A 15374-nucleotide genomic window follows, 5' to 3' on the forward strand; every position below is an offset into this window, starting at 1 on the left:
AACGAGGGACCGTCGGCCCCATCCTCATGGGCGGATCGGCCGCCGCGCCCAGGTCGCTCATTGCCCGATGCTGACGGCGACCGAACCGGAGGTATCCCGTGTACGACCGAATCGAGCGCCCGTGCGGCTGTCTCCACCGCCGTCCCCCGTGGCGGGCGCCACGCACGGGCCGGACAGGTCATCGTCCGGCCGCCCGCCACGTCTGCCCTGACTCCAGGGCGGCCGGACGCACGATACGCAGCGATTCCGAGCGGGGGGACCGGTGAGCGTCCTCCGAGTGATCCGTCGGCAGCGCCAGAACGCCGACGACCGGCCGTTCATCGTGATCTGGGAGGCGACCCGGGCCTGCCCGCTCGCCTGCCTGCACTGCCGGGCCGAGGCAGTGCCCGACCGTGACCCGCGGGAGCTCGACACTGCTGCCGCCAAGGAGCTGCTGCACCAAGTGGCCGCCTTCGGGGCCCCGGCACCGCTGTTCGTGATCACGGGCGGCGATCCCTTCCAGCGCCCCGACCTGCTGGAGCTGATCGCCTACGGTGAAACGGCGGGTGTGCGCGTCGCTGTCTCTCCCTCCGGCACGCCCACGCTCACCCCGGACCGGCTGCGCGCCGTGCACGACGCGGGTGCGGTCGGGCTGTCGCTGAGCCTCGACGGCTCCACCGCCGACCTGCACGACGGATTCCGTGGTGTGCCCGGGGTGTACCGCTGGACCCTGGACGCCTGGGACACCGCCCGCGCGCTCGGCATGAAGGTGCAGATCAACACCACGGTCGCCCGGCACAACCTCCAGGACCTGCCGGACATCGTCCGTCTCGTCGTCGAGCACGGCGCGATGCTGTGGAGCGCCTTCTTCCTGGTGCCGACCGGCCGTGGCCGACAGCTCGGCGTGCTCACCCCGGCCGAGACGGAAGACGTCCTCAACTTCGTGTACGACGTGGGCCTGACCGTCCCCGCCAAGACGACCGAAGCCCATCACTTCCGCCGCGTCGCACTCCAGCGGAAGGTGCTGGCGGACGCCTGCGAGGACCATGTCAGGGTGCTCGGGCTCGGCCCGCTCTATCAGGAACTTCGCGACCGCGCCTCCGCGTTGGGCCTGAGCGCCGGAGGCCGCCGAGCACGACGGCCGCCGCTGGACGTCAACGCGGGCCGCGGCTTCGTCTTCGTCTCACACACAGGCACCGTGCACCCGAGTGGATTCCTGCCCCTGGGCGCGGGCAACGTGCGCGAGACACCGCTGCCCGAGATCTACCGCACCTCCGAGCTGTTCACCGGCCTGCGCGACCCGGACCGGCTCGGCGGGCGCTGCGGAGCGTGCGAGTTCCGCCGGGTCTGCGGCGGCTCCCGCTCCCGCGCCTACGGCGTCACGGGCGATCCGTACGCCGAGGAGCCGTGGTGCGTATACCGGCCCGGGTCCTTCCCCCACCAGCGGGAACTGGCGGCGCTGCTGGCGGACTCGCCTGGTACGGCGGGCCTCGGTGCCTCACCGGAGCCGGTTCGTCATCCGTCGCCCGAACGCCATACGCAGCAACAGGAAGTCACGTGACCACCGAGCTCGAACGTCCCGAATCCACCGGCGGCCGGTATCCCAGCAGGTTCAAGCAGTCGGGGCTGAAGGCCCGTCACCTGCGTGCCCACATCGTCGTCGTGGTGTGGGCGGCCCTGGCGCTGCTGGCAGCCACCGCACAGCAGTCGCTGCCCATCGCCCGCTGGCTGGCGATCCACCTGTTCCTGCTCGGCGCCGCCACCACCGCCATCGTGGTCTGGAGCGAGCACTTCACCGTCGCTCTGCTGCACGCCCGCCGCCCCGACGAACGGTGGAGTGACGCTCGGCTGGCCGGGGTCAACCTCGCCGTGGTGGGTGTCCTCGTCGGCGTGTGGATGGACCGGCCGCTTCTGATCGGTGCCGCAGCCGCCCTGCTGGTGGTCGCGGTCGCCGCGCACCTGGTGGTGCTGGTGCGTATGGGCCGGGGCGCACTGGGCGGGCGGCTCGCTCCCATCGTCGACTTCTATCGGGTGGCCGCAGGGGTGCTGATCGTCGGCGTGGTCCTGGGCGGGCTGCTCGCCACCGGACGGGCCGGTGCTCAGCACTACGCCGAACTGAGGCTCGCCCACATCCATGTCACCCTGCTCGGCTGGATCGGACTTCCCGTGCTGGGCACCCTGTTCATGCTCTGGCCCACCGTGCTGGGCGTCCGCATGGCCGAACGCACCACTCGGGTGGCGCGCTGGGTGCTGGGGCTGACCGGCGGCGGACTGCTGACCACTGTCGTCGGGCTGGCCGCCGGGTGGCGCCCGCCGGCCGTGATCGGTGTCGTGGCATACGCCGTCGGCCTGGCCTTGGCGGTGGAACTGTTCGCCCGCACGGTACGCGGGCGACGCCCGGTCTCGGCGGCGGCCGCATGGACGTTCGGAGCAGCTGTCGTATGGCTGTGCATCGGCGTGACCACGGATGCGGTGATCCTGACCATCCGGCCCCTCGCCCAGGCAGGGGAGGAGGTCGGCGCCCTGGTCCCGGTGCTGCTCATCGGTGTCGTCGCACAGGTCCTCGTCGGCGCCCTGACCTACCTGTTGCCGATCGTGCTCGGCAGCGGACCGAAGGAGCGGGCCGCGGTCCGGGCGGTACTGGAACGAGGCTGGTTGGCCCGGTTGGTGACCCTCAATGGGGGCGTCGCACTGGTGGCACTGCCGCTGCCCGGTCCCTCCGGCGCGGCGGGCATGCTGCTGGCCGCGACGGCCGGAACTGTGTTCATCGCCCTCACTGTCTCCGCTCTCGTCCGAGCGGGGCGCCGTACCGGAGAGAGCCGTTCGGCGCGCGGGCCGGTCCTGGTGGGCAGTGCGGCCGGTGCTGTCCTGATCGCGCTGGCCGTGCTGCTCGCCAACAGCGGCGGCGACACCCACCGCCCCGCCGTCGCCGCCGGGGCGGGCAGCGGCGCCGCCACCGCCACGCGCACCGTCGACGTCACCCTGACCGACATGCGCATCCGGCCCAGCCGGATCGAGGTCACCGCAGGCACCGCGCTGAAGCTGAAGGTCACCAACAAGGACGCCCAGCGGCACGACCTCAAGCTCGACGGAGGCCCCTCCACCCCCCTCCTCTCCCACGGGCAGAGCCGCACCCTCGACCTCGGGCCGCTCACCAAGGACCGCACCGCATGGTGCACGCTGCCCGGCCACCGCGCCGCCGGAATGACGATGGCCCTCGTTGTGAAGAACGCCACGGACACGGCCACCAGCCCACATGACGGGCATACGACCATCCTCGACAGCACGGGGCTTGACCTCTCCGCCGACTTCTCCCGTGGATGGAAGCCCCGTGATCCCGATCTGGCTCCCGTGCCCGCCGGCAGAGTGCACCGGATCGAACTGCACGCCGCCTCCAGGACCATCGAGGTCGCCCCGGGCGTCAAGCAGCAGATGTGGACCTTCGGCGGCACCGCCCCCGGCCCCACCCTCCACGGGAACGTCGGCGACGTCTTCGAGATCACCCTCGTCAACGACGACACGACCATGGGCCACGGCATCGACTTCCACGCCGGTTCGCTGTCCCCGGACACGTCGATGCGTACCCTCCAGCCCGGTCAGCGCCTGGTCTACCGCTTCCGCGCCGACAAGGCGGGTGCATGGCTGTACCACTGCAGCAGCGCGCCGATGCTCCAGCACATGGGCAACGGCATGTACGGGGCGGTCATCATCGACCCGCCCGGCCTGAAGAAGGTGGACCACGAGTACGTGCTGGTCTCCTCCGAGCTGTACCTCGGCACGCCCGGCAGCGCGGCCCAGGTGGCGAAGATGCGTCAGGACACTCCGGACACCTGGGTGTTCAACGGCGCCGCCGCGCAGTACGCCAAGGCCCCGCTGAAGGCGCAGGCCGGCGAGCGGGCTCGCTTCTGGGTGGTGGCCGCCGGACCGAGCGACGGCATCGCCTTCCACGTCGTCGGCACCGTCTTCGACACCGTGTACAAGGAGGGCGCCTACCTGCTCAGGCCCGGTGAGCCAGGAGGCTCCCAGGCGCTCGATCTCGCCCCCGCCCAGGGAGGGTTCGTGGAGACCAGGTTCCCCGCGGCCGGTCACTACTCCTTCGTCGACCACGACATGCGCCACGCCGAAGCCGGGGCCATGGGCATGGTGGAGGTGAGCGAGTAGTGGGCACGGTGGGTCTGTGGTCCGTGGTGCGGTTCCTCCATGTCACCGGTGCAGTGCTGTGGGTCGGCGGGCAGTTGGCCCTGACCCTCGTGGTCCTTCCGCTGGCTCGTCGCATGCTCGCGCCGGAGGCCAGGGACCGCTTCGCCGCCGAGGCGGGCCGCCGCTTCGGGCTGCTGACCGGGGTGGTGTTCCTGCCGGTACAGCTGGGCACCGGGTGGGCCATGGCCTGGCACAAGGGCGTTACCTGGGCATCGCTCGCCGAGCCCGGATACGGCCGCACCTTGGCGGCCAAACTCGGGCTGTTCGTGGTGGTGATGCTCGCCGCGGCAGGACACGGCATCGCGCACGCCCGGAACCGCCCCGACCTTGCCCGGGGCCTGGCGGTCGTCTCCCTCGTCGGCTCCCTGGGCGTCGTACTGCTCGCCACCGCCCTGCCCGCGACATGAGCGGCGATCACTCCGTCCATGACGGGCTGCCTGGTCCGTCGAACACGGGAGAGCACGGCGAAGACATGCACCACTGCACCTCTCGGGCGGGCGGAGGGCGGCCGGTGGCCTCGGACGAGAAAGGAAGCACGGTGCCCATTCCCGACCTGGACGCTGCTGCCCTGGAGACGCTGCTCGCGGCGGCCGTGGCAGCTCCGTCCATCCACAACACGCAACCCTGGCGCTTCCGCCTGAACCCCGCCAACCAGCTGCTGGAGGTCCGGGCGGCGCCGGAGCGGTCACTGCCGCTGGCCGACCCCGATGGCCGCGCACAGCATCTGTCCGTGGGGGCCGCCGTGTTCAACATCAGGCTCGCCGCCGTACGCCTTGGCTGGCACCCAGGCGTACGACTGCTGCCCGATCCCGGGGAGCCGGAACTGCTGGCCGCCATCGAGCTCACCCATCCTCCGCGCCCGGAGGACAGCCGACTGGCGGAACCGGACCTGTACGCCGCCATCGCGCGACGCCACACCAGCCGGATGCCGTTCACGGGCCGCCCCGTACCCGATCCGATCGTCGCGGAGCTGGCGGTGGCCGCGCACGCCGAGGGCGCACGGCTGCACATGCCCGACTTCGTCGGAATCCGGAGGCTGCTGCGCCTGACCGCCATGGCCGAGGCGCGCAACCACGCCAGCCCGGCACGCACCGCCGAGACCCGTAGCTGGATCACCCGGCCGGGAACGGACACCCCCTACGGCATCCCCGTCACCGCGCTCGGCCCGACAGACGCCGCCGGGCGGATACCAATGCGGGACTTCACCGGCCCGCTGCCCGCCCTGAACCTGCCCGCCCTACGCTTCGAACGCCACGCCCAGGCAGCCCTGTTGTGGACCTCCCACGACCGACCGGAGGACTGGCTACGCGCGGGCCAGGCGCTGCAGCACGTGCTGCTCACGGCAACCATGCACGGAGTGCGCACCTCGCTCCTGCACCAGGCCATGGAATGGCCGGACCTGCGAGCGGCCAGCAGCCTTCCGCAGCAGCGGTGCCATCCGCAGGTACTGATCCGCTTCGGCTACGGCCCCGACGGCGGCCGGACCCCACGCGCTTCCGTGCAGACCACGCCCCGTTCCGCGGAGGCGACCGATTCGACACGCTCGGCCAGGGACACCAGGCCGACGACCTGAGTCCCCCTGGGCTCTGAAGGCCCTGTCCGGGCCCGGCCGCGGCGAACCGTTATCGGAGCTGCGCCGACCCGGTCATCCCCTGCTGTGTACCAGTCAGTTCCCGGCCGGTGACCATCTCGGACTCGATGCGTACGAAGACCCCGTCGCTCGTGACGACCCACGAGCGTGGCCCGGTCCGTGACAGCCGTTCGTGTTCGGCGGGGTCCGTCACCACTGTGGCGCGGCCGGTGACGACCACGCTCCAGCCGGACCGGGAGGCGGCGTCGAACTCGTCGGCTTCGAAGGCGACCACGACTCCGTCGATCGCGCGCACAAGGTCCGAACTCGCCGAGGTACGCAGCAGCACCGAGGAGTCCGTGTCCAGGGAGAAGTTCAACGGGAGCACGGCGGGCAGCGCCTGCCGGGTGTATACGACACGACCGACCGGCGCTTTGGCCAACAGGCGCAGGCACTCCTGCCGGTCGAGTGTGCGAAAGCCGTCGTTGTGGGACATCAGTCCATGGTGCCTCGGTAGACCGGTGCGGCATTAGGGCCGGACGGCCCTCGATCCTGACCTCCAGAGTTTCAGCCAAGGTCTGCCGGCAACCTCGGACGAGGGGGCCCTGGCCCGACCCCATCGGGCGGGAAACCGGGGACGGCCGGGCCGGGTGATGAGGCCGGATGGCCCACCCCCTGGGGGAGTCCGCACGCGGATATTGGCAGCAGGTCACCGGCCCGCGTCGTGCGGTCGGCGGGCTGGCGGTCCCGGACCGATCACCGGGGCCGCACCACTGCGAGGACGAAGGGACGGGCGGCAATGCTGCAGCCGTCGAGGAAGCAGGAAGCGGGACCGGCAACGGCTGCGGCCGTATCCGGTCGGGCGTGGCTGATGCTGGCGCTGGCCACGGTTGGCTTCGCCGTCAACTTCTGGGCGTGGGCGCTGCTGAGCCCGCTCGGCCCGCGGTTCAAGGACAGCCTGGACCTGAGCTCCTTCCAGCAGTCGCTGCTGGTGGCGGTGCCGGTGGTCGTCGGCTCGCTGGGCCGGATCCCGGTGGGCGCGCTCACCGATCGGTATGGCGGGCGCGTGATGTTCCCGCTGGTCTCGGCGGCCACCATCGTGCCGGTGCTCTACCTCGGCTTGGCCGGGCACTCGTCGCTCACCGAACTGCTGGTGGGAGGGTTCTTCCTCGGTATCGGCGGTACCGCGTTCGCCGTCGGCGTGCCCTTCGTCAATGCCTGGTTCCCGCCGGAGCGGCGCGGCCTGGCCATCGGGATCTTCGGCGCCGGCATGGGCGGCACTGCCATCAGCGCGCTGACCACGGTCAAGCTGGTGAAGGCACACGGTATGGCCAACCCCTTCCTGATCACCGCCGCCGTCCTGGCGGTCTACGCGGTGATCGCCGCCCTGCTGCTGCGCGACGCACCCGGCCGTACGATGCCCACCGAGCCGATGGGCCGCCGCCTGGCCGCCACCCTGAAGCTCGGGATCACCTGGCAGGCGTCCGCCCTGTACGCGGTGGCCTTCGGCGGCTACGTCGCCTTCTCCGTCTACCTGCCCACCTACCTGAAGACCGGCTACGGCCTGACCCAGGCGGACGCGGCGAACCGCATGGCCGGGTTCGTCCTGCTGGCGGTGGCCATGCGGCCGGTCGGCGGCTGGCTGTCGGACCGCATCGGCCCGGTGCGGGTGCTGGCCGGCGTCCTGACGGTCGTCCTCGCCGGAGCCTTCGTGCAGGCGTTCACACCGTCCCTGGCGCCGGTGGGCACGATCGCCTTCCTGGCCATGGCCGCCGCGCTCGGCGCGGGCAGCGGCGCCGTCTTCGCCCTGGTGGCGCTCCTGGCCCCGGCGAACAAGGTCGGCTCGATCACCGGCGTCGTCGGCGCCGCAGGCGGCCTCGGCGGCTTCCTCCCGCCGCTGGTGATGGGCTCGCTGTACGGCACCTACGGCTCCTACGCGGCCGGCCTGGCCCTGCTCGGTGTCGTGGCCGCGGCGGCACTGGCCTTCACCGGGACGGGTGTGCGCCACGCGGTCATGCGGCGCCTGCCCGCGGCCCAGACGCACTGATCGGGAGAGGACGGACAGGACGATGTGTGAATACTGCGGCTGCCAGGCGCTGGAGTCCATCGACCAACTGACCCTGGAGCACGAGACCGTGGTGAACCTCATCAGCCAGGTACGCGACGCCCACCGCGACGGCAAGATCGCGTACATGGCGGAGCTGGTCCGGGAGATCGCCGCCGTACTGGAGCCGCACACCCAGGTGGAGGAGCACGGCCTGTTCCCGGCGATGGCCGCCGACTTCCCCGAGAAGATTGCCGCGCTGGAGGACGAGCACCGCCGCATCGAGGCCGTGCTGGCCGAGGCGAACGGACCGTACCTGGCCGACCCCACCTGGCCGGGACGGCTGATCGAGACCCTCGACCTGCTGCGCGACCACATCCTCAAGGAGCAGGACGGCGTCTTCCCGGCCGCGCTGGCGTTCCTGAGCACCGAGCAGTGGGAGACCGTCGAGGCGGTACGTGCCCGGGTCGGCACCCGCATGCCGGAGCCGTCCGCCTGAATCGAAGCCCCCTGCTCAGCCCCTGTCCGCCCGGCGCAGCCTCTGCCGCCGGGCGGACTGCTGCGCGTCCGGGCACGGCAGAAATCCCGGGGCCGGAGGTGTCGGTGTCGGTCATTGTGGCAAGGCGAGGAATGGCGTTCCCTGAAGGGACCGAAGCGAGCATCCGAGGGGCCGTGAGGCCCGGGAAGAGGCGGCGCGATGGCCACGGAGACCGAGCCGACACCGGACAGGAAGCGCAGGCGCTCAGAAAGGGCCGGGCTGGACGGCGAGGTGGCGGAGGCACTGGTCCGCTCCCGCCGCTTCTTCACCCGGGCCGAGGTCTCCGCCGACCTGCGCACCCTCCACAAGACGGGCGGCCGCCAGGCCGACGAGTTCTACCGGGACCGCTGGTCGCACGACAAGGTGGTCCGCTCCACCCACGGCGTGAACTGCACCGGCTCGTGCTCCTGGAAGGTGTACGTCAAGGACGGCATCATCACCTGGGAGGCGCAGCAGACCGACTACCCCTCCGTCGGCCCCGACCGCCCCGAGTACGAGCCCCGCGGCTGCCCCCGCGGGGCCGCCTTCTCCTGGTACACCTACTCGCCGACCCGCGTGCGGTACCCGTACGTGCGCGGGGTGCTGCTGCAGATGTACCGCGAGGCCAAGTCGCGGCTGGGCGACCCGGTGGCTGCCTGGGCGGACATCGTCTCCGACCCGGAGCGCGCCCGACGTTACAAGTCCGTGCGCGGCAAAGGCGGCCTGGTGCGCGCGAGCTGGGACGAGGCGATCGAGATGGTCGCCGCCGCCCACGTGCACACCATCAAGACCCACGGCCCCGACCGGCTGGCCGGCTTCTCCCCGATCCCGGCGATGTCGATGGTCTCGCACGCGGCCGGCGCGCGCTTCTACTCGCTGCTGGGCGGGGTGATGCTCTCCTTCTACGACTGGTACGCGGACCTGCCGGTCGCCTCCCCGCAAGTCTTCGGCGACCAGACCGACGTACCGGAGTCGGGGGACTGGTGGGACGCCGGATACCTGATCATGTGGGGCTCCAATCTCCCGGTCACCCGCACCCCGGACGCCCACTGGATGGCCGAGGCCCGCTACCGCGGCCAGAAGGTGGTGGCGGTCTCCCCGGACTACGCGGACAACGTGAAGTTCGCCGACGAGTGGCTCGCTGCCCAGCCGGGCACCGACGGGGCCCTGGCCATGGCGATGGGCCATGTGATCCTCAAGGAATTCTTCGTCGACCGGCGCACCCCGTACTTCGAGGACTACGTCAAGCGTTTCACCGACCTGCCCTTCGTAGTCACCCTGGAGGAACGGGAGCCGGGGACGTACGCCCCAGGGAAGTTCCTGACCGCTGCCGATCTCGGCGGCGAGCAGGCGGCAGCGGAACACGCGGAGTTCCGGACCGTGCTGCTGGACGCGGCCACCGGGCAGCCCGTGGTCCCGGGCGGCACACTCGGCGACCGCTTCGGCGAGGCGGGCGCCGGGAAGTGGAACCTCGACCTGGGTGGCATCGACCCGCTGCTGTCCGTCGACGGCTCGGACGAGGCGCCCGTGATGGTGGAGCTGCCGCGCTTCGACGCTCCCAACGGGAGTGCGGGCCTGCTGCGGCGGGGCGTTCCCGTGCGCCGGGTGGGCGGACAACTGGTGACCACCGTCTTCGACCTGCTGCTGGCGCAGTACGGGGTGGCCAGGGACGGACTGCCGGGCCAGTGGCCGACGTCGTACGAGGACGCGGACCAGCCGTACACACCGGCCTGGCAGACCGCGATCACCGGCGTGGACGCGGAGAAGGCCACGCGGATCGCGAGGGAGTTCGCGGCCAACGCCGAGGAGTCCCGCGGCCGTTCAATGATCATCATGGGAGCGGGGACGAACCACTGGTTCCACTCCGACACCATCTACCGGGCGTTCCTGACTCTCACCACGCTCACCGGCTGTCAGGGCGTCAACGGCGGCGGCTGGGCCCACTACGTCGGCCAGGAGAAGGTCCGCCCCATCACCGGCTACTCCGCGATCGCCACCGCCTCCGACTGGAACCGCCCCGCCCGGCAGATGATCCAGACCGCGTACTGGTACCTCCACAGCGACCAGTTCCGTTACGACCCGTTCTCGGCCGACACCCTGTCGGCGGCCGGGGTGGCTGGTGGTCGGTTCGCCGGGAAGACCACCGCCGACGTCATCGCTGCCTCCGCGCGGATGGGCTGGATGCCTTCATACCCGACCTTCGACCGCAACCCGCTGGACCTCGCCGACGAGGCCGAGGCGGCCGGGCGCGCGGTGGGGGAGCACGTGGTGGAGGAGCTGAAGGCGGGGCGGCTGCGGTTCGCGGGCGAGGACCCGGACGCCCCCGAGAACTTCCCCCGTGTGCTCACCGTCTGGCGGGCCAACCTGCTCGGCTCCTCGGCCAAGGGCAACGAGTACTTCCTCAAGCACCTGCTGGGCGCCGACTCCTCGGTCCGCGCGTCCGAGGCGCCGCCGGAGGGCCGCCCCCGGGACGTGACGTGGCGGGAGGAGGCTCCGACCGGCAAGCTCGACCTGCTGCTGACCCTGGACTTCCGCATGACCAGCACCACCCTCTACTCGGACGTGGTGCTGCCGGCCGCCACCTGGTACGAGAAGCACGACCTGTCCAGCACGGACATGCACCCGTTCGTGCACGCGTTCAACCCGGCGATCGCCCCGCCCTGGCAGACCCGCACCGACTGGGACGCGTTCCAGACCCTCGCGAAGGAGTTCAGCCGACAGGCCGCCGAGCATCTGGGCGTCCGCAAGGATGTGGTGGCGGCCCCACTGCTGCACGACACCCCGGACGCCCTGGCGACCCCGCACGGCCGGGTCCGCGACTGGAAGGCCGGTGAGTGCGAGCCGGTTCCCGGCCGCACCATGCCCAAGCTCGTCACCGTCGAGCGCGACTACGGTGCCGTCGCCGCGAAGATGGCCGCGCTCGGCCCGCTGCTGGACTCCCTCGGCGCCACCACCAAGGGGATCACCTTCAAGGTCGCCCGGGAGCTGGAGTACCTGCGGCACAAGAACGGCACCGTGCGCGGGGGAGCGGCCGACGGCCGCCCGTTGCTGGCCCGGGACGTGCATGCCTGCGAGGCGATCCTGGCGCTGTCCGGCACCACCAACGGCCACCTGGCCACGCAGGGCTTCCACACCCTGGAGCAGCGCACTGGCACCAGGCTGGCGGACCTTGCCGCCGAACACGAGGGCAAGCAGATCACCTTCGCCGACACCCAGGCCGCCCCCGTCCCCGTCATCACCTCGCCCGAGTGGTCCGGCTCGGAGACCGGCGGGCGCCGCTACTCCCCGTTCACGGTCAACGTCGAACGCCTCAAGCCCTGGCACACCCTCACCGGCCGCCAGCACTTCTACCTCGACCACGACTGGATGACCGCACTCGGCGAACAACTCCCGGTGTATCGGCCACCGTTGAACATGGACGCCTTGTTCGGCGAACCCCACCTCGGTGAGGTGGGCGAGCTGGGCGTGACGGTGCGCTACCTGACCCCGCACAACAAGTGGTCCATCCACTCCGAGTACCAGGACAACCTGTTCATGCTCTCCCTCTCCCGGGGCGGGCCCACGATCTGGATGTCCACCGCCGACGCGGCGAAGATCGGCGTGCAGGACAACGACTGGATCGAAGCGGTCAACCGCAACGGCGTCGTCGCCGCCCGCGCGATTGTCTCGCACCGCATGCCTGAGGGCACCGTCTACATGCACCACGCCCAGGACCGGCTCATCGATGTGCCCCGCACCGAGACCACCGGTCGCCGGGGCGGAATCCACAACTCGCTGACTCGCCTGCTGATCAAGCCCAGCCACCTGATCGGCGGCTACGCCCAGCTGTCGTACGCCTTCAACTACCTCGGTCCGACCGGCAACCAGCGCGACGAGGTCACCGTCATCCGCCGCCGCAGCAACCAGGAGGTGACGTACTGACATGCGCGTCATGGCCCAGATGGCGATGGTGATGAACCTCGACAAGTGCATCGGCTGCCACACCTGCTCGGTCACCTGCAAGCAGGCGTGGACCAACCGCACCGGCGTCGAGTACGTGTGGTTCAACAACGTCGAGACCCGTCCCGGTCAGGGCTACCCCCGCCGCTACGAGGACCAGGACACCTGGCAGGGCGGCTGGGAACTGAACAAGCGCGGTCGGCTCACGCTCAAGGCCGGTGGCCGGTTCAAGAAGCTGATCCAGATCTTCTCCAACCCCAAACTGCCCACGCTCGACGACTACTACGAGCCCTGGACGTACGACTACGCGACGCTGACCAACGCGCCCCTGCAGGAGTACACCCCGGTCGCCCGTCCCAAGTCCCTGATCACCGGCAAGGACATGAAGATCTCCTGGTCGGCGAACTGGGACGACGACCTCGGCAACTCCGCCGCTACCGGCGAAAAGGACGTCCTCCTGGCCGAGGTCTCCGAGAAGATCAAGCTCGAGTTCGAGCAGACCTTCATGTTCTACCTGCCGCGCATCTGCGAGCACTGCCTCAACCCGTCCTGCGCTGCCTCCTGCCCCTCCGGAGCGATCTACAAGCGCACCGAGGACGGCATCGTCCTGGTCGATCAGGACCGCTGCCGTGGCTGGCGGATGTGCGTGACTGGATGCCCGTACAAGAAGGTCTACTTCAACCACCGCACCGGCAAGGCCGAGAAGTGCACCTTCTGCTTCCCGCGCGTCGAGGTCGGACTGCCCACCGTGTGCTCCGAGACCTGCGTCGGCCGGCTTCGCTACATCGGCCTGGTCCTCTACGACGCCGACAAGGTTCTCGAGGCCGCGTCCACGCCCGATGAGACCGGCCTGTACGAGGCCCAGCGCCAGGTATTCCTCGATCCGACCGACCCGGACGTGGTACGCGAGGCGGAGAAGGCAGGCATCCCGCGGGACTGGATCGAGGCCGCCCAACGTTCCCCGATCCACGCCTTGATCAACACGTACAAGGTGGCGCTGCCGCTGCACCCGGAGTACCGCACCCTGCCCATGGTCTGGTACATCCCGCCGCTGTCCCCAGTGGTCGACGCGGTCCGTGACACCGGGCACGACGCCGAGGACCATCGCAACCTCTTCGCCGCTGTCGATGCCCTTCGCATCCCGGTCGACTACCTCGCCCAGCTGTTCACCGCGGGCGACCCCGCCCCCGTCGACGCGGTGCTGCGACGCCTGGCGGCCATGCGCTCCTACATGCGCGACATCAACCTCGGCCGCGAGCCCAACGCCGCCATTCCCAAGGAAGTCGGCATGGGCGAGGAGCAGATGTACGACATGTACCGGCTGCTGGCGCTGGCTAAGTACGACGAGCGGTACGTCATCCCACCCGCCCACGCCGAACAGGCCCACAAGCTGGAGGAACTGGCCACCGAGTGCAGCCTGGACTACGAGGGCGGCCCCGGTATGGGAGGCTCCGGCCCGTTCGGCGAGGCCTCCGGCGGTGCCGCACCCATCGCGGTGGAGAACTTCCACGCCCTGCGGGACCGGCAGACCTCCGACACCCCCGCAGCTCCTACCGACAAGGCCACTCGCGTCAACCTCCTCAACTGGGACGGCAAGGGCTCCCCACCCGGCCTCTTTCCGGCCAGAGCGGCAACCGGCGACGACGGGACGACAGCCACCGGCGGCGGTGGGGAGGTCGAGCCGAAGCCATGAAGAGGAAGACCACGCGCACAGCCCGCACCGAGCCCTTGCACCCCTACGCCTGGCAGGCCCAGTCCCTGCTTCTCGCCTACCCCGACGAGCAGTTCGAGCAGCGCCTGTCCCTGGCGGGCAGGGTCGCCACCACCTTGCCGGAACCGGTCGCCCGCCCCTTGCTCCGCTTCACCACCCATGCCGAGCAGACGACCACATCCGACTTGGCCACGGCCTACGTCGCCACCTTCGACCACCGCAAACGCTGCTGCCCGTACCTGACGTACTACGCCCACGGTGACACCCGGAAGCGCGGCATCGCCCTGCTGCGGCTGAAACAGACCTACGCCGCGAGCGGGTGGCGTCTGGGCGACGACGAACTGCCCGACCACCTCGCCGTCGTTCTCGAGTTCGCCGCCACCGACCCTCCCACCGGCCGCCGCCTGCTCACCGAACACCGCGCCGGCCTGGAGCTGCTGCGCCTGGCCCTGAACGACGACAATTCGCCCTGGGCCCACGTGCTGAACTCCGTCTCGGCCACCCTCCCCGCCCTCGCAGGCGACGAACGCGAAGCCGTCCTCCGGCTTGCTGCGGACGGCCCGCCCGAGGAAGAGGTCGGCCTCGACCCATACGCATCCCCGGTGTTCCTGCCCACCCCCGTCGTAGGAGGCCCCCGATGACGACACCCGCGCAGTCCCACATCCTGGCGGCGCAGGTCGGCACCGGCGGCATCCTGCTGTGGATCGTCCTGCCGTACATCGCTCTCGCGATCTTCGTCCTCGGCCACGTCTGGCGCTATCGCTACGACAAGTTCGGCTGGACCACCCGCTCCTCCCAGCTCTACGAACGGCGTCTGCTGCGCATCGGCAGCCCGCTGTTCCACTTCGGCATCCTGGTGGTCCTGCTGGGCCACATCGGTGGCCTGGTCATTCCTAAGAGCTGGACCGAAGCGGCCGGCATCAGCGAGAACGCCTACCACATGGGCGCGGTCGTCCTGGGCACAATCGCGGGCGTCGCCACGCTCGGCGGGCTGGCCATCCTGATCTACCGGCGGCGCACCGTCGGCCCGGTCTTCTCCGCCACCACCCGCAACGACAAGGCGATGTACGTCTCCCTGACGCTGACGATCGCGCTCGGACTGTCCGCCACGGTCGCGGCCAACCTCCTTGGCGGCGGCTACGACTACCGGGAGACCATCTCCATCTGGTTCCGCTCTATTTTCTACCTCCAGCCCAAGCCCGACCGGATGACCGGGGCCCCCGTCCTCTTCCAGCTCCATGCGATCAGCGCGATGCTGCTCTTCGCGGCCTGGCCCTTCACCCGCCTCGTCCACATGCTCACCGCGCCGATCGGCTACCTCACCCGCCCCTACATCGTCTACCGCAGCCGCGACACCCAGCTCGGTGCACGCCCTCCCCGCCGCGGCTGGGAGCGTGTGGGCTGACCAATGCCG

Annotated in this window: 11 protein-coding genes; 10 read left to right on the forward strand and 1 reads right to left on the reverse strand. The window is 70.6% G+C overall.

What is annotated here, in order from left to right:
* Nucleotides 1–277: 277 nt before the first annotated feature.
* The 4 genes from OG956_RS25210 (at nt 278) to OG956_RS25225 (ending at nt 5752) form a co-directional block, all read left to right on the forward strand.
* On the forward strand, nt 278–1540 hold the full coding sequence (locus OG956_RS25210; RefSeq protein WP_330340264.1) for a TIGR04053 family radical SAM/SPASM domain-containing protein: 1263 nt from the start codon (nt 278–280) through the stop codon (nt 1538–1540).
* Complete coding sequence (locus OG956_RS25215; RefSeq protein ID WP_330340265.1) at nt 1537–4140, forward strand: multicopper oxidase domain-containing protein; 2604 nt, start codon at nt 1537–1539, stop codon at nt 4138–4140. Before OG956_RS25210 ends, OG956_RS25215 begins: the two co-directional genes overlap by 4 nt.
* On the forward strand, nt 4140–4586 hold the full coding sequence (locus OG956_RS25220) for a hypothetical protein (protein WP_330340266.1): 447 nt from the start codon (nt 4140–4142) through the stop codon (nt 4584–4586). Before OG956_RS25215 ends, OG956_RS25220 begins: the two co-directional genes overlap by 1 nt.
* Nucleotides 4587–4717: 131 nt before the next feature.
* The gene (locus OG956_RS25225) at nt 4718–5752 is read left to right on the forward strand and encodes an Acg family FMN-binding oxidoreductase (protein ID WP_330340267.1); all 1035 of its coding nucleotides are present in this window, start codon (nt 4718–4720) and stop codon (nt 5750–5752) included.
* 49 nt (nt 5753–5801) lie between these two features.
* On the opposite strand, the gene OG956_RS25230 is transcribed toward OG956_RS25225, so the two are convergent.
* Entirely contained in the window at nt 5802–6245 is a 444-nt protein-coding gene (locus OG956_RS25230; protein ID WP_330340268.1) for a pyridoxamine 5'-phosphate oxidase family protein, read from the reverse strand.
* A 303-nt stretch (nt 6246–6548) separates the two neighbouring features.
* Between OG956_RS25230 and OG956_RS25235 the strand changes: the two genes are divergently transcribed.
* The 6 genes from OG956_RS25235 to narI all read left to right on the forward strand — a co-directional run bounded on the left by OG956_RS25235 (nt 6549) and on the right by narI (nt 15365).
* The gene (locus OG956_RS25235) at nt 6549–7796 is read left to right on the forward strand and encodes a nitrate/nitrite transporter (protein ID WP_443065604.1); all 1248 of its coding nucleotides are present in this window, start codon (nt 6549–6551) and stop codon (nt 7794–7796) included.
* Between the two features lie 22 nt (nt 7797–7818).
* Nucleotides 7819–8292, forward strand: coding sequence for a hemerythrin domain-containing protein (locus OG956_RS25240; protein ID WP_330340270.1), 474 nt, complete (start codon nt 7819–7821; stop codon nt 8290–8292).
* A 198-nt stretch (nt 8293–8490) separates the two neighbouring features.
* Nucleotides 8491–12231 (forward strand): nitrate reductase subunit alpha, encoded by a 3741-nt coding sequence (locus OG956_RS25245; RefSeq protein WP_330340271.1) that lies wholly within the window; start codon nt 8491–8493, stop codon nt 12229–12231.
* A gap of 1 nt (nt 12232) precedes the next feature.
* Nucleotides 12233–13942, forward strand: a complete 1710-nt coding sequence (gene narH, locus OG956_RS25250; protein WP_330340272.1) for a nitrate reductase subunit beta — start codon at nt 12233–12235, stop codon at nt 13940–13942.
* Nucleotides 13939–14601, forward strand: a complete 663-nt coding sequence (gene narJ / locus OG956_RS25255) for a nitrate reductase molybdenum cofactor assembly chaperone (RefSeq protein WP_330340273.1) — start codon at nt 13939–13941, stop codon at nt 14599–14601. The genes narH and narJ overlap by 4 nt, the downstream gene beginning before the upstream one ends.
* Nucleotides 14598–15365 carry a respiratory nitrate reductase subunit gamma gene (gene narI / locus OG956_RS25260; RefSeq protein WP_330340274.1) on the forward strand — a complete coding sequence of 256 codons (768 nt, stop codon included), beginning with the start codon at nt 14598–14600 and terminating at the stop codon, nt 15363–15365. The genes narJ and narI overlap by 4 nt, the downstream gene beginning before the upstream one ends.
* Nucleotides 15366–15374: the final 9 nt, after the last annotated feature.

The organism is Streptomyces sp. NBC_00557 (assembly GCF_036345995.1).
Lineage (GTDB): Bacteria > Actinomycetota > Actinomycetes > Streptomycetales > Streptomycetaceae > Streptomyces.

Bases quoted from the DNA above. Each gene is read 5' to 3' on its own strand.
- narJ (WP_330340273.1), top strand. From the start codon at position 13,939: ATGAAGAGGAAGACCACGCGCACAGCCCGCACCGAGCCCTTGCACCCC.
- OG956_RS25235 (WP_443065604.1), top strand. From the start codon at position 6,549: ATGCTGCAGCCGTCGAGGAAGCAGGAAGCGGGACCGGCAACGGCTGCG.
- OG956_RS25230 (WP_330340268.1), bottom strand. From the start codon at position 6,245: ATGTCCCACAACGACGGCTTTCGCACACTCGACCGGCAGGAGTGCCTG.
- narH (WP_330340272.1), top strand. From the start codon at position 12,233: ATGCGCGTCATGGCCCAGATGGCGATGGTGATGAACCTCGACAAGTGC.
- OG956_RS25240 (WP_330340270.1), top strand. From the start codon at position 7,819: ATGTGTGAATACTGCGGCTGCCAGGCGCTGGAGTCCATCGACCAACTG.
- OG956_RS25245 (WP_330340271.1), top strand. From the start codon at position 8,491: ATGGCCACGGAGACCGAGCCGACACCGGACAGGAAGCGCAGGCGCTCA.
- narI (WP_330340274.1), top strand. From the start codon at position 14,598: ATGACGACACCCGCGCAGTCCCACATCCTGGCGGCGCAGGTCGGCACC.